At 63.5% G+C, this 16,705-nt stretch carries 15 protein-coding genes and 1 tRNA gene; 8 read left to right on the top strand and 8 right to left on the bottom strand.

Annotated features, from left to right (window positions below; translation table 11 throughout):
- The first annotated feature begins 73 nt into the window (after positions 1 to 73).
- Positions 74 to 1,174 (top strand): pyridoxal phosphate-dependent aminotransferase, encoded by a 1,101-nt coding sequence (locus AC2A04_RS15355; RefSeq protein WP_484213238.1) that lies wholly within the window; start codon positions 74 to 76, stop codon positions 1,172 to 1,174.
- Between the two features lie 2 nt (positions 1,175 to 1,176).
- The gene (locus AC2A04_RS15350) at positions 1,177 to 2,097 is read left to right on the top strand and encodes a prephenate/arogenate dehydrogenase family protein (RefSeq protein WP_484213419.1); all 921 of its coding nucleotides are present in this window, start codon (positions 1,177 to 1,179) and stop codon (positions 2,095 to 2,097) included.
- Between the two features lie 3 nt (positions 2,098 to 2,100).
- On the opposite strand, the gene AC2A04_RS15345 is transcribed toward AC2A04_RS15350, so the two are convergent.
- From AC2A04_RS15345 to ftsE, 5 genes are read right to left on the bottom strand one after another with little or no spacing between them, the layout of a single operon-like run.
- Positions 2,101 to 3,354 (bottom strand): NRAMP family divalent metal transporter, encoded by a 1,254-nt coding sequence (locus tag AC2A04_RS15345; RefSeq protein ID WP_484213237.1) that lies wholly within the window; start codon positions 3,352 to 3,354, stop codon positions 2,101 to 2,103.
- A complete protein-coding gene (locus AC2A04_RS15340; protein ID WP_484213236.1) occupies positions 3,351 to 4,046 on the bottom strand; it encodes a lysophospholipid acyltransferase family protein in 696 nt (231 codons plus the stop codon). The genes AC2A04_RS15345 and AC2A04_RS15340 overlap by 4 nt, the downstream gene beginning before the upstream one ends.
- Complete coding sequence (locus AC2A04_RS15335; protein ID WP_484213235.1) at positions 4,046 to 4,594, bottom strand: YdcF family protein; 549 nt, start codon at positions 4,592 to 4,594, stop codon at positions 4,046 to 4,048. Before AC2A04_RS15335 ends, AC2A04_RS15340 begins: the two co-directional genes overlap by 1 nt.
- Positions 4,591 to 5,526 carry a cell division protein FtsX gene (locus tag AC2A04_RS15330; protein WP_484213234.1) on the bottom strand — a complete coding sequence of 312 codons (936 nt, stop codon included), beginning with the start codon at positions 5,524 to 5,526 and terminating at the stop codon, positions 4,591 to 4,593. The genes AC2A04_RS15335 and AC2A04_RS15330 overlap by 4 nt, the downstream gene beginning before the upstream one ends.
- Positions 5,523 to 6,272 (bottom strand): cell division ATP-binding protein FtsE, encoded by a 750-nt coding sequence (gene ftsE / locus AC2A04_RS15325; RefSeq protein WP_484213233.1) that lies wholly within the window; start codon positions 6,270 to 6,272, stop codon positions 5,523 to 5,525. The genes AC2A04_RS15330 and ftsE overlap by 4 nt, the downstream gene beginning before the upstream one ends.
- 151 nt (positions 6,273 to 6,423) lie before the next feature.
- Here ftsE and AC2A04_RS15320 point away from each other — a divergent pair, with 151 nt between their 5' ends.
- Positions 6,424 to 7,254, top strand: coding sequence for a zinc-ribbon domain-containing protein (locus tag AC2A04_RS15320; RefSeq protein ID WP_484213232.1), 831 nt, complete (start codon positions 6,424 to 6,426; stop codon positions 7,252 to 7,254).
- Between the two features lie 129 nt (positions 7,255 to 7,383).
- Positions 7,384 to 7,470: transfer RNA gene (locus AC2A04_RS15315), tRNA-Leu, on the top strand.
- A 200-nt stretch (positions 7,471 to 7,670) separates the two neighbouring features.
- On the opposite strand, the gene AC2A04_RS15310 is transcribed toward AC2A04_RS15315, so the two are convergent.
- From AC2A04_RS15310 to AC2A04_RS15300, 3 genes are read right to left on the bottom strand one after another with little or no spacing between them, the layout of a single operon-like run.
- Complete coding sequence (locus AC2A04_RS15310) at positions 7,671 to 9,308, bottom strand: recombinase family protein (protein ID WP_484213231.1); 1,638 nt, start codon at positions 9,306 to 9,308, stop codon at positions 7,671 to 7,673.
- Positions 9,305 to 9,721, bottom strand: a complete 417-nt coding sequence (locus tag AC2A04_RS15305; protein ID WP_484213230.1) for a DUF2924 domain-containing protein — start codon at positions 9,719 to 9,721, stop codon at positions 9,305 to 9,307. Before AC2A04_RS15305 ends, AC2A04_RS15310 begins: the two co-directional genes overlap by 4 nt.
- 17 nt (positions 9,722 to 9,738) lie before the next feature.
- A complete protein-coding gene (locus AC2A04_RS15300) occupies positions 9,739 to 10,077 on the bottom strand; it encodes a DUF3489 domain-containing protein (RefSeq protein WP_484213229.1) in 339 nt (112 codons plus the stop codon).
- Positions 10,078 to 10,280: 203 nt separating this feature from the next.
- On the opposite strand from AC2A04_RS15300, the gene AC2A04_RS15295 reads away from it, so the two are divergent.
- The 4 genes from AC2A04_RS15295 (at position 10,281) to AC2A04_RS15280 (ending at position 16,609) form a co-directional block, all read left to right on the top strand.
- Positions 10,281 to 10,475, top strand: a complete 195-nt coding sequence (locus AC2A04_RS15295) for a hypothetical protein (protein WP_484213228.1) — start codon at positions 10,281 to 10,283, stop codon at positions 10,473 to 10,475.
- A 411-nt stretch (positions 10,476 to 10,886) separates the two neighbouring features.
- Positions 10,887 to 12,272, top strand: coding sequence for a TRM11 family methyltransferase (locus AC2A04_RS15290; protein WP_484213227.1), 1,386 nt, complete (start codon positions 10,887 to 10,889; stop codon positions 12,270 to 12,272).
- A 4-nt stretch (positions 12,273 to 12,276) separates the two neighbouring features.
- Positions 12,277 to 14,754 carry an ATP-binding protein gene (locus tag AC2A04_RS15285; RefSeq protein WP_484213226.1) on the top strand — a complete coding sequence of 826 codons (2,478 nt, stop codon included), beginning with the start codon at positions 12,277 to 12,279 and terminating at the stop codon, positions 14,752 to 14,754.
- On the top strand, positions 14,747 to 16,609 hold the full coding sequence (locus AC2A04_RS15280; protein ID WP_484213225.1) for a hypothetical protein: 1,863 nt from the start codon (positions 14,747 to 14,749) through the stop codon (positions 16,607 to 16,609). The genes AC2A04_RS15285 and AC2A04_RS15280 overlap by 8 nt, the downstream gene beginning before the upstream one ends.
- The last annotated feature ends 96 nt before the right edge of the window (positions 16,610 to 16,705 follow it).

Below are 16,705 nucleotides of genomic sequence, written 5' to 3'. Positions count from 1 at the left end.
CCGGCCCTTTTTTCGTCCAGCACTTGCGGTCCGCTTGCCCGGAACCTGCGTAAACACTAAGGCGCAGGCCATCATGGCAAACGCTCCGCAACCCAAGGACTGGATCCTCGGCATTCACGCCTACGTCCCCGGCAAGTCGACCGGTGCAGACGGCAAGGTGCTGACCAAGCTCTCCGCCAATGAAAACCCGCTGGGGTCAAGCGCAGCAGCGCTCGAGGCGCGCGGTCATGCGGGCGATCCGGCGCGCTACCCTGATCCCGACAGTGTCGCGCTGCGCCGCGCGATCGGCGAAGTTCATGGGCTCGATCCCAAGCGGATCGTCATGGGCACAGGGTCGGACGAACTGCTCAACCTTGCAGCACAGGCCTATGCCGGGCCCGGCGATGAAGTGCTCTACGTACGCTATGGCTTTTCGGTCTACGACATTGCCGCAAGGCGCTGTGGCGCGGTGCCGGTGGTGGCGCCCGATACCGATTACGGCACCGACGTCGACGCGCTTCTCGCCTGCGTGACCGAACGGACGCGCGTGGTGTTCCTTGCCAATCCGAACAACCCCACTGGAAGCTGGCTGCCGCGCGCAGAGATTGCGCGGCTGCACGCAGGTCTCCGGCCGGACATCCTGCTGGTGCTCGACGGGGCCTACGCCGAATATCTCGATCCGGAACACGATGACGGCGCGCTGGAGCTTGCGACCAACTCGGCCAACGTGCTGGCAACCCGCACGTTCTCGAAGATCTATGGCCTTGCGGGCGAGCGGATCGGCTGGGGCACGGGTCATGCCGACGTGGTCGACATGCTCAACCGCATTCGCGGACCCTTCAATGTCTCGCTGAGCGGTCAGGCATCAGGACTTGCCGCGGTGCAGGATCAGGCTTTCGTCGAGGCGTCGCGCAAGCACAATGCCGAGCAGCGGGCGCGGTTTGTCGGGAAGCTGGCAGCGCTCGGCAACCACGGCGTGCGGCCCTTGCCGAGCCAGGCCAACTTCGTGCTTATCCTGTTCGAAGGCAAGCTGACTGCCGAAGCAGTCTATCTTGGCTTGATGGACCACGGCTACATCACGCGCTGGTTGCCCGGGCAGGGACTGCCCCAAGGCCTGCGCATCACGATTGGCACGGCCGAGCAGATGGACGAGATCGCAGACGCGATCCGTGCAATGTGCGAGGCTGCAAAGTGAGCGTGGCGCCGTTCTCGCAAGTGACGATCGTCGGGCTGGGCTTGCTCGGCGGATCGGTCGGGCTTTCGGTACAGGCGCACATGCCCGGTGTCCGGGTGATCGGCTACGATGCGGATGCCGAGGTGCGCGCCAAGGCGCGAGAGCTGGGCCTTGCGCACAGCGTTGCGGAAACGCCGGTCGAGGCTGCACAGGGATCGGACCTCGTGGTTCTGTGCGTGCCGGTTGGCGCCATGGGTGCGGCGGCAGCAGCGCTCGCACCGGGCCTGCGGCCCGATGCAGTGATCAGCGACGTCGGTTCTTCAAAGGCATCGGTTGCGCGCGCACTTGCCGAGGCGCTGCCCGATCACGCGATCATACCGGCCCACCCCGTGGCAGGGACGGAGCGCAGCGGCCCTGACGCAGGCTTTGCCACACTGTTTTCCAATCGCTGGTGCATCGTGACTCCGCCCGAGGCCGCCGATCCGGCCCTCGTTGCGCGGATGGTTGCCTTCTGGGAAGCGCTTGGCGCCCGCGTCGAGACGATGGACCCCGATCATCACGACAAGGTCCTTGCTGTCACCAGCCACCTGCCACACCTTATCGCTTACACGATCGTCGGCACGGCGTCGGATCTTGAGCAGGTCACCCAGAGCGAAGTGATCAAGTACTCGGCCGGTGGCTTCCGCGACTTCACTCGCATCGCCGCTTCGGATCCGACGATGTGGCGCGACGTCTTCCTGACGAACCGCGAGGCGGTGCTGGAAATGCTCCAGCGTTTCACAGAAGACCTCACCGAATTGCAGAAGGCGATCCGCAAGGGTGATGGCGACGTGCTGTTCGATCACTTCACCCGCACTCGCGCGATCCGCCGGGGTATCATCGAGATGGGTCAGGACGATGCGCGGCCCGACTTCGGTCGGTCGGACCACAGCGGCGGCAGGTAACGCTCAGCCAAGCAGGAACAGCAGCGCAATTCCCCACATCACGGCGGTGGAGAGCCAGCCGCCGAAGGCGAGTTTGCGCGAGATCGTCAGGTGCCCCATGACGCGCGGGTTGCGTGCGATCAGCATGGTCACGACCATCAGGGGCGGGGCGAGCAGGCCGTTGACCACGGCGGCCCAGTAGAGCGCGCGCATCGGATCGAGCCCGGTGAAATTGAGCGCAACGCCGCCCAATGTCGCCACCGCGATCACGCCGTAGAAAGCCTTGGCCTCGCGCGGCTTGCGGTCGAGGCCCTCGGGCCAGCGGAAGGTCTCGGACACGGCATAGGCTGCCGAGCCTGCGAGGACCGGCACGGCAAGCAGGCCGGTGCCGATGATGCCGATGGCGAAAAACGCGAAGGCGAGGTTTCCCGCGATCGGACGCAGGGCGTTTGCGGCCTGCGCGGCCGAGGTTATGTCGGTGACGCCGTGGGCGTTGAGCGTGGCGGCTGTGGCGATGATGATGAACAAGGCAGTGAGGTGCGAAAAGCCCATCCCGACCAGCGTATCGGTGCGGATGCGCTTGAGTTCGGGCCCTGCCGAGCGCGGCGACACATGAAGCGGCTTGGTATGGCGGCGGTGCTGCTCTTCCACCTCCTGCCCGGCCTGCCAGAAGAACAGGTAGGGGCTGATCGTGGTACCGAATACGGCGACCAGCGCCATCGTGTGATCACGGTCGAGCGTGAAGGACGGGATGGCGACCCCGCGCAGCGCGTCCCACCAGTTCACTCCGGCGACGAAGACCACGGCGACGTAGGAGAACAGCGAAAGGGTCGTCCACTTGAGGATGCTGGCGTAGCGGTTGTAGGCGATGAACACCTCGGCAAGGACGCTCAATACGCCGAAGAGAACGGTGAACGCCAGCACCGGACCGGGAACCAGGAGGCCCAAAGCCGCGCCCATAGCTCCCAGATCGGCGCCAAGATTGATCACGTTGGCGATCAGCAGGAGCAGGACCATCACCCGCAAGAGCGTCGGGGGATAGTGGCGGCGCAGGTTGTGCGCGATCCCACGCCCCGTAGTCGCGCCGATCTGCGCGCAGATCGCCTGGGTGGAAGCGAGCAGAGGAAAGCCGAACAGCATGGTCCAGGCCATGCCGTAGCCGAATTGAGCCCCGATCTGGCTGTAAGTGCCAATGCCGGACGGATCGTCGTCAGCCGCGCCGGTGACAAGCCCGGGGCCAAGTACGGACATGAGCGGGCGGGTTTCGGTCTCGCTCATGGATTGAGCGCGTTGATCGCGGCTTCGACGCGAGCCTCGATGTCCTCGCGCGGGAGGCCGGGCGGGATTTCTTCGCCAAAGCGGTAGCGCACGGTCCCCGGCTGCTTCCATCGGCGGTGGTAGAGTGGACCACTGTCGACCGCGACCGGGATTACCGGCAACCCGAGAAGCTTGTAGATTCCGGCAAAGCCCGACTGCAGCGCGCGACGTTCTCCGTGGGGAATGCGCGTGCCTTCGGGGAAGATCACCAGTGGCCGTTCCTCGGCAATGCGCGCTCGGGCTTCGGTCAGCATGGCGCGCAGCGCGCGTGCGCCACCTTCGCGATCAACTCCGATCAGGCCGAAGCGCGCGCCGGCAAAGCCCCAGCCGGGAATGCGCAGAAGCTCGGCCTTGGCGAAGACGACCGGGTTGAGGAACAGCCACGGCATGTCGATCGCTTCGAAGAACGCTTCATGCTTGACCGCGTAGAGGACGCCGGAGCGAAACACCGGGCTTTCCAGCTCGACCCTGATGCCGAGCAGGAAGCGGCAGCACAGGCGGTGCCAGTGGCTCCATTCGCGAACGACCCAGCGGAAAGCCCCCTGTGAAACCTTCATCTGGGCGAGCGAGGCGAGCACATAGGGCACCGATCCGAGATAGAACACGGCGTAGAAAACGAGACTGCGCGCGATGGAAGCTAGGGTGCGGATCATTACCAGCCAATAGCCCATGCGAGCAGCCGCGCTACCAGCTTGTTGTATTCAAGGAACAGGATGCGGAAGCTGGGGCGCGACGGAACGGCGTCTTCAAGGATCACGGTGCCCGCTGGCACTTCTTCGGCAAGGTCAAACGCGGCGCGACGCATGTGCCAGTCGGTGGTGACAAGCCGCACCGAGGAGATCTTGTTCTCCTTCATCCAACGCGCGGATTCGACGGCATTTGTGTGCGTGTCGACGGCGTCGTAGCCGAGCATGATGCAGCAGGACATCAGCTTGTCCGGCACTTCATATTCGACCGCGAATTCACGCGGGCGCACTTCGCGATCGACGCCCGAGACGAGCAGCCGCTTGGCCGCACCGCGTTCTAGCAGGCGCAGGGCGTGGGGGATGCGTCCTCCGCCGCCCGTCAGTGCGATGATGCCTTCGGTGCGTACAGGCCCTGCAAGCGGTCGCGGCAGGAAGGTTGCGAACCAGATGAAGCCGAGCGCCCAGGCCAGCAGCAGCAGCGAGAGGAGCCGCCGAAAGATGCCGCGCTTCGTCACAGCATCCGCCTCAACGCTCCAAGCACGGTGTAGCGTGCGGTGAGAACGGCAAGCAGAACGCCAGCGAGCGGGATGCAGCAGATGAACAGCCAGTCGATCCAGTCAAGACCCGACGAGGTCATCATGCCCGATCCGAGCGCCGCGAACTGGCGCCCGAGCAATGCCGTGGCGACAACGCCGAGCAGCAGCCCGCCAATGCCGCCTGCCGCTGCGTCGACCGCCATCGAGCGCTGGAAGATGCGGGCGATCTGGCTGTCGGTGCCGCCGAGCATGTGGACGATCTCGATCGTCGCGCGGTGATTGCCCAGAGCATTGCGCGAGGCGAGCAGCACGGTGGCGATCGTGGCGAAAGCGAGAAGCGCAATGAGGCCGCCCGCCAGCCATTGCAGCGTCGTGATTGCCTCGAAGACCGGGGCCAGCCAACTCGCCTGCGCGTCGATCCGTGCTGCCGGGGCTGGTCCTTTCAGGCGTTGGCGCAGGGTGGTGATATGCGCGTCGTTCGCGCCATCGGTCAGACGCACGTCGATCAGCGCGGGAATGGGCAGGGCGTTGATGTCGTCACCGGCGCTGGTGCCGAGCCAGGGTTCGACAAGGGCGTTGAGTTCGTCTTGCGGCACGAGCCTGGCGGTCTCGATGCCGGGCGTGGCGTTGATTACAGCAAGCGCTGCCTTGGCCTGGCGGTCGCGCTCGCGTGGTGCGCCGTGAACGATCTGCACGGTGACGCCGCCTGTGACGTCCGCGCTTGCTACCCTTGCCGTGTTGCGCAAGGCAAGGCCGCTCGCGGTGGCGACCACGGTCAGGCCGATCATGATCGCGATGACCCAGGGCATCGGGCCGGAAAGCTTGCCCTGCGGCAGCAGCCGGTTCTCCGCACTGGCGCGGTCACGCCATTCGCCGCGCAGGGCATCGACCACGGCAGGCAAGACGCTCATGCTCCGAGCACGTCCGGTCGTGGCGGCTGCATCGCACGGCGAGGAGGATAGCGGAGCGCGCCCGTTGGATCGGACAGGCGCCCCTTGTCGAGCCGCATGATCAGCGAATCGGGCATCTTCTGGATCAGGTGAATGTCGTGCGTGGCGACCACGACAGTCGTGCCGAGGCGGTTGAGCGCCTCGAACAGGCGCAACAGCTTGACCGCCATGTCGGGATCGACGTTTCCGGTGGGTTCGTCCGCGACCAGCATGTCGGGGCGGCCGATCACGGCGCGGGCGATGGCGACGCGCTGCTGCTCACCGCCCGAAAGCGTGGCCGGCCGCGCGTGACTGCGATCGCCGAGGCCCACCCATTCGAGCATGTCGGTGACCGGGCGGATGATGTCCCGTTCAGGCACGCCCGCAACGCGCAAGGGCAGCGCAACATTGTCGAACGCGGAGAGATGCTGCACCAGCCGGAAGTCCTGGAACACGACCCCGAGACGGCGGCGAAAGCCCGGAAGCCGTTCGCGCGGAAGTGTGATCGCATCGGTTCCGAACATCCGGATCAGCCCGCGCGAGGGGCGTTGCGAAAGATAGAGCAGCTTAAGCAGGCTGGTCTTGCCCGCGCCCGATGCGCCAGTCAGGAAATAGAATCGTCCTGAAAACAACGTGAAGCTGACATCGGTCAGCACTTCCTTGCCCGTGCCATAGCGCAGGCCGACATTGTCGAACTGGACAATCTCCGCATCGTCGGACTGGTTCATGATCGGGAGACTGTATCCGGTTGGTGTGCGCAATAATCGGGTTGGTAAAACGGCTATACGCGGCAATCCATGTGGAAAAAAGGCCGCAAAAGCGTTTCTTGGTGGGTGAGGCTATTGTTTCGACGGCCCCGGCCATGCTTAACCCGTACGCATGATCATCGCGTGCCCCGCCTGCTCGACGCGCTATGTCGTTCCCGACACCGCAATCGGCGTGGAGGGCAGGACCGTGCGATGTGCACGCTGCCGCCATTCCTGGTTCCAGAACGGCCCAGAACTGGCTGAACGCGCGCCGGCGCCCATGCCCGCAATGGCGCAAACCTCTGTTTCGCATGATGAAATTGGCCGCGATGTCGAAGAGGCTGCTCCCGTAGCACAGGCTCCGACCGCGCCAGCGCCTGCTTCCCCGGTCGTTTCGATGGCCCCATCGGAATCCGCGCCGACGATCGAGGCCGAGCCACCGACACCTCCGCCTTTGCGGCGCCCGGCCCGCGTGGTGGAGCCGGTCGAGGAGGAAAGCCCGTCTCCGTTCGATCACCAGCCGCCGTTCCGACCGCGCCGCAATCCTGCAAAACTGTGGACAATGGCTGCAGTGGCGTTCGCGCTGTCAGTCATGGCTCTCGGTGCCGCCGCCTGGTACTTCGGTCTGCCGCAATGGCTGCCCGGAGCAGGCCAGACTTTCGGGGCCGACCGGCCTGATCTTGAACTGTCGTTCCCCCCCGAAAAGCAGGACCGACGCCAGTTGCCCAATGGCACCGAGTACTTCGGCGCGAGCGGCACGGTGAGCAATGTCGGCAAGGACGTGCGTGCGTTGCCCGCGATCCTGATCGTCTTGCGTGATTCTAAGGACAAGGTCGTCAAGACCTGGGAAGTGCCGCCGCCGCAGGATGAACTGGCTCCCGGCGAGAGCGTTACGATCAACGCGGCGGTGACCGATGTGCCCAAGTCCGCCAAGGTTGCCGAGATCGGCTGGAAGCCCGACTGACCGGCCTTCTCGACGACGGGACAACAAAAAAGTTCCGATCGTTGTTGCGCCCTGCAAACCTCTTTGCTAGGGGCGCGCTCCTACCCCCCACGGGGAGCCTTTCTTCGAACTGGCACCCCGTCTGATTATGCGGTCGTGGCGGAATTGGTAGACGCGCAACGTTGAGGTCGTTGTGGGCGAAAGCCCGTGGAAGTTCGAGTCTTCTCGACCGCACCAAACAGTCTTCATAGCGAACGGAAACCACCCCCTCGGGGGCGCCCTGCGTACAAGTGGCGCGGTTCCGCGAGGTTTCGCGAGCCATCTTCCCGCTTTGAAGCCAGAGACGCCGTCCCGCCCCTGGCTGACGGCACAAAAAGAGCCGGATTCTCTGTGCGCAAGAACCCGGCTTCACTGTCATTTGCCTGATGGTGGGGCGTTCAACCGGCGAAGCCGAGCAGCCGCTCCTGCGCCGCCCAGTCGATCGGCAGGTTCGCCGCGAGAAGCATTTGGCGGGTAAGCTTGCGGGGTTGCGCACCGTCGACGATCGCCTCGACGATCCGGGGGCTGAGCCACACGATGCGCAGGAGACGCGCAAGATGGGTCCGGCAGCGCCCTTCGCGCTTGCCGATCTGATGCAGGCTCAGTTCCGGGCTGGATTGGACCAGTTCCAGCGCAGCGCGCGCGTTCGCCAGCAGCGCCAGCAAGTCGTCATTTACCGACTTGCCGGGTTTCCCACTGTCGATCCTGAGCTTGGCTTCGCGAAACGGCTTGCGAGCCGGAAGCGAGATGGTCCAACGCCAGCATGGCTGATCGGCGAGACCGAGCGCGGCGGGCTTGAGGGTGAGTTCAAGGCTGCCGCTCTCCACCCTGATCAGCGCGACCAGTGACCGGATCGCGGCCTGCGCATCGCCCGCCTGCTTTAGGCGCATCCAGAGCATTCTGGCGCCCTCGAACATGGTCCGCAGCAGACCGGCATCATCGAGGTTCGCTAGGCGGCGCAAGCCATGGTCATCCTCGAGCAGCGCGCCGAGGTGATGCAGGACATGGCCATCGAGCGCACCCTGCCCGAACCGAGTGGACGGCGGATCGGCAGGGCGTGCGAGGTCTTTGCGGGTCTCGTAATACGAGTAGCGGCGCGTGCCCTTGGTGGCATAGGTGGGCACGATCTGGCGCCCATGCGGATCGGCCAGCAATCCGACCAGCAGCGCGTTCTGTCGGTCATTCTTTGGCCGTTTGCGGGGTGGTGCCTTTTCCCGGAGCCGCGCCTGCACTGCGTCCCACAGTTTCTCGTCGACGATTGGAACATGTTCGCCATCATGAGCGGTGCCCCGGTGAACGATCTTACCACGATAGACCGGATTCTTGAGCAGGTAGAACAGGCTGCCCCGCCGGAACGGGATGCCCCCGCGATGAGGGCCGCTCACCCGTTGCTGGACCTTTGTCAACATGCCCTCCCGCTCCAGCCGCGCAAGCAGGCGTGGCGCCGAAAACGATTCAAGGTAACAGCGCATGATATAGCGCACCCGCTCCGCCTCTTCGGGCTCCGGCACCAGCTTTCGCTCGACCACCTGATAGCCGAGCGGCACCGGCCCACCCATCCAAAGGCCCTTTTTCTTCGAGGCGGCGATTTTGTCGCGGATCCGCTCGCCGGTGACCTCGCGCTCGAACTGGGCGAAAGATAGCAGCACGTTGAGGGTGAGCCGGCCCATGCTGGTGGTGGTGTTGAACGCCTGTGTCACCGAGACGAAACTCGCCTGCCGTGCATCGAGCCGTTCGACGATCTTGGCGAAATCCGCGAGACTGCGGGTCAGGCGGTCGACCTTGTAGACGACGATGACATCGACCAGCCCCGCATCGACATCGGCAAGGAGCGCCTTCAAACCGGGCCGCTCCATGTTGCCGCCCGAGAAGCCGCCATCATCATAGCGGGCGGGAACGAGGTTCCAGCCCTCGTGGCGCTGGCTCAGGACATAGGCTTCGCAGGCCTCGCGCTGGGCGTCGAGACTGTTGAATTCCTGCTCCAGCCCATCCTCGGTCGACTTGCGGGTATAGACAGCGCAGCGCAGCAGCTTCATTTCCTGGCCTTCGTCGAGAGGCCGAAGAACCGGGGGCCATTCCAGTGACTACCGGTGATGGCCTTGGCGATGGCGGTGAGCGACCGCCAGCGCTGGCCAGCGTATTCAAACCCGTCCTCCAGCACGATTACGGTGTGGCCGACTCCACGCCAGTCCCGGACCAGACGCGTGCCCGGGGTGAGCTTGCGTGGCATCGGGCCCTTGTTCTCCGGCTCGGCCGCGCGAGTTATCAACTGGCGAAGAAAGCTTCTGGTTGAGCTGCCAAGGCCGCCCAGCCTCTCCTCCTGCAGCTTGTAGCCAAGCCCCAGTCGCAGCAATTCCGGCGACAGATTCGGGGCGGGCGCACCGAAACGGCGCACCCACTCTGCCCTCAGAGCATCGCCTTCCAGCCCCGCCAGCCTGTCGAGTTTCATGGTGAGGCGGAGGGCCATCAGGCGGCAACCCCGACCGGCGGCAGGTGATAGAAGGCGATACCATCATCCCGCTTCGCCTTTTCCGGCGAGTGCCCCCGCTTGCGCAGGCTGGTCAGGAAGGCCCGGCAGGTATGCGGAAGCCAGCTGGTGGCCTCGCAAAGTTCGGCGAGCGAGGCGCCACCATCGCGGGCGAGCAACTCCTGAACAAGGCTGGCCTTCGTCTGCGGTTTGACTATAGCCGGTCCGCCGGGAATGGAGGCATGCACAGCAGCGTCGGCATTGATGCCGTCGATCGGCGCGGACTGAGCCTCGCGGGCCATCTTGCGCGGGCGACTGGTCTTAGCGGTTTCGGTCATGGGTGGTTCTCCATTTGGGAGTTGCACTATGCCGCTCCCACCACCCAAGGCCCCGCCAGTCGCGCTGGCCGGGGCTACGCGCCACTAACGGGCGCGATTCACAAACTCACCAATGCTCGCCGCGCCCGCGAAGTCCAATGCAATGTGACAAGGCCCGAAAGCTGCGTCTGGACTTGCCCCGCCGTTGTCGGCTTCCTGGCCCCATGGACCGGGATACAACAGAACTCGTCGCCCAGCTTGCCACCAGGCTGGGCATGGCACTCGAGGATGCCGCGCCAGTTTCGCTAACACTGGTAACCATGGATGACAGCGAGCGCGCTCGCGCGGTGGGTTACTTGGAGGAGGTCCTGACCATCACCAATGTCCTCCTCGCCGCGATCGTAGTGTTGATGCGCTGATCAGTCTTTAGTTCGGCACAAGACCTGCAAGAGGACGATCCGGAACAGCGGCTTTGGAAAGGCGAAAGGCGATAAACTGCCACTCCAGCGGATCGCTGCTAGCGCCCGCCCCCGCTAGGGGCGGTTGGCGAGGCGCTGGCACGCGAGCTTCGTGCCGCCGGCGCGGTGCGCGCACAGGATAAGGGGTAGGAGCGAAAGGATCGCGCGCATCGACGGCGCGGCAGGTTACGCCCCCGCGCGACGGTTCGACCGCGAATGGACGGGGGGGCTTCACGGAATCGAACTATGCCGCTATCGTCATGACCAAGGCGTGGCGGCCCGGAGGGGACTTCGGCAGGGCTATTCCGACATTCGCGATCATCGCCCACTTAAACACGGGATAACCCCGGCTGGCTTCAGGACGTGCGCTCGATGCCCCTTTTAGCGCAACGCGATCCTCGTACGCTAGATATCAGCACGCCGAATGACGCTGATGCCGAACTACTGAAGCTGCTCGAGGCCAAGGGCGCTGATCCGGACTTCTGGTCCTTGAAGGATCGCGATCGCAGCGATAGCGCCCACAGCATCTTTCAATATCCGGCGATGATGGTCCCGCTGGTCCAGCGCCGGCTCCTTGGGGCCGTATTGGAAGCGCAGCCAGGCATCAAGTCGATTTACGACCCGTTCGTGGGTTCGGGCACCTCGCTCGTCAGCGGTATGCACTTTGGCCTCGATGTCTACGGCAACGACATCAATCCCCTGGCAGTGCTGATCAGCCGGGTCCGGACGGCCCGGACCATCGAATTCTTCATCGGAGCCATCGCTGAACAGGTGGCTGCCAAAGCCAAGGCTGATCGGCGCGAAACGATCGAGACGGCGATGGCCAATCGCGAAAAGTGGTTCCAGCCGGAAGTGGCGGTGGAACTGTCACGGCTGCGGCGGGCCATCCGCGAATGCGATAACCTCTGGGTGCGCCGGTTCCTATGGGTGACCCTTGCCGAGACCGTTCGGCTGACCAGCAACGACCGCACCTCAACCTATAAGCTACATGCCCGTCCCGCTGAGGAGATCGCAAAGCGCGCGCTATCGCCGATCGCCGTGTTCCGTGAACTCGCCCGAGAGAACGCATCGAACTTCTCGACCTTTAGGCGTCGGCTGGCCGAGGCCAAGCAGATCAAGTCCTCCGAATATGTCGGCGAGACCGGGGTCCGTGTTGGCGATACGCGGCAGGCCTTGGACTATTGGGGCGAGGCAGCTCCCTTCGACCTCCTGATGACCTCGCCGCCATATGGCGACAATCTGACGACGGTTACCTATGGCCAGCATTCCTATCTTCCGCTGCACTGGATCGACTTCAAGGATATCGACCCTGCCGCCGATATAGCAACCTTGCGCACCACCCATGAGATCGACCGGCGCAGCCTGGGCGGGACCTCGGGGGATGCGGCCTGGGACGAGGCCAAGCTCCTTGAAGCGTCGCCCCAGTTAAAGCGTTTTGCGGATGTCTTGCCATCGAAACCCGATGACGGTCGAAGCCGGCTTATCCGCTTCTACTGCGATTTCGGCGCCAGCCTTGACAGCATCGTCGGGGTCATGAAGCCCAACAGCTACATGATCTGGACGGTCGGCAACCGCAACATTGCTGGCCAGCAGGTGCCCACGAATTTAGTCCTCTGCGAGTTGCTGGAAGGCTTGAACTGCAAGGTGGTCACCACCCTGACTCGCCGCATCCATCACAAGCGCATGCCGGATCGCAACGCCACCTCGGCGACTATGCGGGAGGAAAAGATCCTCCTGGCCCGCAAAGTCGAGTCCTAGTCGCATGGCTAGTCCGCACTTTGATATCAGCGCCGCAGTCGTGCGCCAGCTGGGCGACGAGTTGGTCTCCGACGAGGTCACCGCCATCGTTGAACTGGTGAAGAACGCCTATGACGCGGACGCCGACTACGCCCACGTAGTGGTCAATACCATCGACCCGCCCCCTGGCGAGCAGAGCAAATTTCCCAAGGCCGTCGGCTACATCACTATCGAAGATGACGGGATGGGCATGGACCGGGCCGACATCGAGCGCGGCTGGTTGATGATCTCGCTGTCCGGCAAGCGCGTCTTGAAGGCGGCCGGAGGCGTGACTCCCAAGGGGCGCACCCCCCTCGGCGACAAGGGCTTGGGACGGCTCAGCACCCAAAAGCTGGGGCAGAACCTGGAACTCTATACGCGCAAGGACGGACAGGCTGCGACGCAGCACGTCGCCTTCGCTTGGAACGCCTTCACCGACGACAAGAGTCTGAGTGAGGTCCCGGTGACCATCGAGCCAGCGGCTGGTGGCCGGGCAAAGGGCACGATGCTGGTAATCTCGAGCTTGCGCAATCCGGATGTCTGGAGGGGCGGCGCCGTGGAAAAGCTGATCGCCGACCTCTCGCAGATCATCTCGCCGTTCACCGAGGCCCGGCCGTTCCTGGTGACGCTGCGCATTGATGGTCGGCCGATCGACCTTGGCCAGGTCTCCGCCAAGGTGCGCGGCGCGGCCGTCGCTAAGTTTGTCGTCGACTTCGCCGACGGCCAGATGGACTTGGGGGGCAAGTTCCGGCTTGTGAAGCTCCGCGGCAATCAGGATCAGGACTCGTTCGACCAGCTGCTGGCCCGCGACAATGGCCGCGCGTTCTATGAGTATCTGAAGGCTCGTAAGGCGCCGGTCGAGTTTCGCTACAGCGACGACCCAAACTATTTCCTAGAGTTCAAATACCGTCTGCCGCTGTCGTCCCTGGCGAAGGTCGAGACGGTTCCGGGCGAAGGCGACGACGCCATTGTCGCCGATCCGGGCCCGTTCCACGCTGAGATCGACGAGTTCCTGCTCCGCGGCGACGAGGTCGGCGCCAAGCTTGGCGGCTTGGCCAACACCAACGAAGTGCGCCAGATCGTCCAGCTCCACGCGGGCATCAAGGTGTTTCGCGACGGGTTCGCCATCAAGCCCTATGGGCTGAACGGCGAGGACTGGCTGCGGCTCAGCGCTCAGCAGACGAGCGCAACATCCTACTACGGTCTGCGTCCGCAGAATGTCATCGGCTTCGTCTCGATAAGCGAAACGACCAACGGCAAACTAAAGGAAAAGACCGACCGCGAAGGCTTCGTCACCGATCCTTATTCCCACAACTTCCGGCGCTTGATGATTCAAGCTGTTGAGGTGATCGGCGGCTTCTACGAATGGACGCGACGCAACTTCAACACCTACAAGGCCGATCTACCCGCACGCTCCAAGCCCTTTGAGGGTGGTCGCAAGGCGATCGCCGACGCAGAAGTCGTGGCCCGCCGACTTGCCACCTACAGCCGTTCCGCCAAGGTGCTGGAAGCCAACACCACCGCCGCCCGCAGCAAGATTGAGGCGGTCACGACCAGGATTAAACAGGCCCCGATTTTATCGAGCGCGGCGGAACGCAAACTCGCCGACCTGTTGACTGAAGCCAATCAGGCGCTTGAAGCCTCTCAGGCGCTATTCGGCCAGCTTGCGGGCTACGCCGAAGAGGCCAAGGACCTTGCCGATATTGTGGCGACGTTGTCGCCGAGGCTCGACGTGCTGAATGACCAGCTCCAAGACTTCTCCGAATTGGCCGGTCTTGGCCTGCTGGCCGAAGCTCTTTCGCACGAGGTGCAGAACCAGACTGACCGGCTAATGCAGAAGGCCGCCGCAGCGATCGCTCGCGCGCGCAAATCGTCGCCCCCGAACGCCGACTTGCTGGTCCTGGGTCAGGACGTGACCGCTGCGGCCTCGGCGCTTCGCCGGCAGATCGGCCATCTTTCACCGTCGCTGCGCTATCAGCGCGATAAGATCGAGAGCTTCAAGGTCGCCAGCCTCGTCGATCAAATCCGCGAACACTTTGCTGACCGCTGGGCCAGTCGCGGCATCAAAACGGAAATCGAGCCGGGCAGCGTCGATTTTGCTGTGAAGACCAATCGCGGGCGGCTTACGCAGGTCATCGACAATGTTCTGCTGAACGCCGAGTACTGGCTCGCAGAAGCTCAATCCCGAGACAAAACCTTCCGCCCGAAACTCTCGATCGCCTACGCCGCGCCTCGGCTTCGCATCTGGGACAACGCTGGCGGAGTGGACCCTGCCGTCGAGGACGTCCTGTTCGAGCCCTTCATCACCTTGAAACCAAAAGACGAGGGGCGTGGTCTTGGCCTGTTCATCAGCACCCAGATTCTGGAGTCCATGGGCTGCAGCATCGCCCTGCTGACCGATCGCAATGCCCAAGGCCGCCGATTCATCTTCGAGTTGGATCTTTCGGGGGTCGTCGATGGCTAACGAACCCAAGCCGGAGGCGACCAAGGCCGCCGCTACGCTCGAGCCCGTCGCGGCCGAAGACGACGTTGTCGCAGAGACAAAGGTACTCGCGCAGCCTGCCGCCGAGTCGTCGGCGCCTGAGGCGGATGACGCGCGCGGCAAGCTTGCCCAGCTCTTTGCCCATCTGAAGATCGCCAAGATCGTCTTCGTCGATGACAAGGCCGAACTTCAGACCGACGCCGGCGCAGTCATCAAGGTCTTGGCGGCGAAGCCCGAGGCGAGCGAGGCGCTAGCTCAGTTTTTCACCGGCGTTTCGTTGAACCTGGACAATGATGCGCTGCAGGAACAGCTAGCGGCACGACTGGCGGAACTCGACGGCGAAAAGCTGGCGGAGCTTCGTGCTGTGCTCTCCGCCCAAAGCGAGGACGCTGCGGAACGCGAGGCACTGGGACGGCTCCAAGATCTCCTGCCCGAAGAAACGACGGCGCATCTACTGACGCCGCATGCCTGGCATGAGCGACGGGCGGCCTTGATCGAAGAATGTACGGAGGAGGGTCGGACACTCTTCCTGTTCGATCAGGAACTTGAGGTCGATGACGCCGGCCTCGGTTTCCATAAAGGTTCAGACATTATTCGCGACATGGCGGAGAAGGAGCGGGCCGGGTTCGGCACGCGATGGTTCTGCGGCATGCTGACCCACACAGTCGACAAGGGCGAGGAGGTGGCCTCTTGGCGTAGACTGGAGAAGTCCGAGAAGCTTGACCTTCGCTTCTTCATGCCGATCGCCAAGGCTACCTTGGACGATGCGCCAGCTTTTTACGGGGCCGTCTATAGGACTCTGATCAACACCTACAGCCAGACGATGAAGAGTCTGGCGGCCGACGCTTTCGAGAAAGCCCTGGAAGACGCCCTTGAACGGTTCTCGGACCTCGATCCAATCGACTTCGAGCACATGATTGTGAAATCATCAGAGACGGAGGGGGTCTCAGAGCTGGAAACCTTGATCCGCGTTTATGGGATCATCCAGAAGGATCAGGTGAAGGCCCAGATCCTGCAACAGGCCCGGGTAAGCGAATTTTCTGCCGCAGCGCGGACCGTCAAGGACATTGCCGACATTGGTCGTGAGCTGTCGGCCACCTCACAGGAACGACTGCACAAGTTGCGGTGGGAAGAGCTCTTCGAGAGCGATGAGCTAGTCAACGGCTATAACGATCCGTTGCGCAACGGCGACTTGTTTGAGATCGGCGAAGGGGCCAATCTCAAGCTCTGGGTCCTCATCGCTCAACCATGCGACCTGATGGTCCGCAGTAATGGTGAACGGGTGCGCGAAGACAACTTCAAGGTCGCTGTTCTCGCGCCGCTGCGCACCCGGCCGCTAGGCGATGAAGCGGCGATGAAGGATGGCCTGACCTTCTCGCTCGATCATTACGACCACAATGGCGCGCAATCGGCCTTGGTCCTGTTGGCCGACGCTACACCGGCCAACCTGCATGTGTTAGACCTCGCCGTTTTTAACAAGGACGGAGGCTGCCAGCTCAGCGCCCATCCTGATCCGGCCCTGAGTCTTCCTAGCAAGTCATGGGAGAATCGTGTCGGCAAGCTTAGGGCTCATTTCGCCAAGGTGAGCAAGCAAATCGAGGATGCGCGCGGGGCGCACAAGGATGATGTCGCCGACCTTTTGGCCGCCGCCGTCATCCCGCGAGCGTCGCCCAAGAAAGGGTTCGCCAAGTATGGCACCTACGATAAGGGCGCCTATAACTATCCGATCCGTCGGCGCGGCCGGATCCGCGATCCTTTGGCGATCTCGCTCTTGAACGCCTACAGCCGGTTCTTGGCTCGGGACGCCTACGAACACGACTACTCGCGTGCCGGCTGACGGTTGTCGATGCTCGGGGCGGGTGAACGTAGGGGTCTTTGGTTAGCTGTCAGAATGCTCGTTACGACCGCTATGTCAGCGACGGTGATCTTTCAG

The sequence above is a fragment of the Novosphingobium sp. HNCC26DJ243 genome, assembly GCF_057180545.1.
The sequence above is the reverse complement of the archived record's forward strand: the minus strand, read 5'-3'. Positions and strand labels throughout refer to the sequence as shown.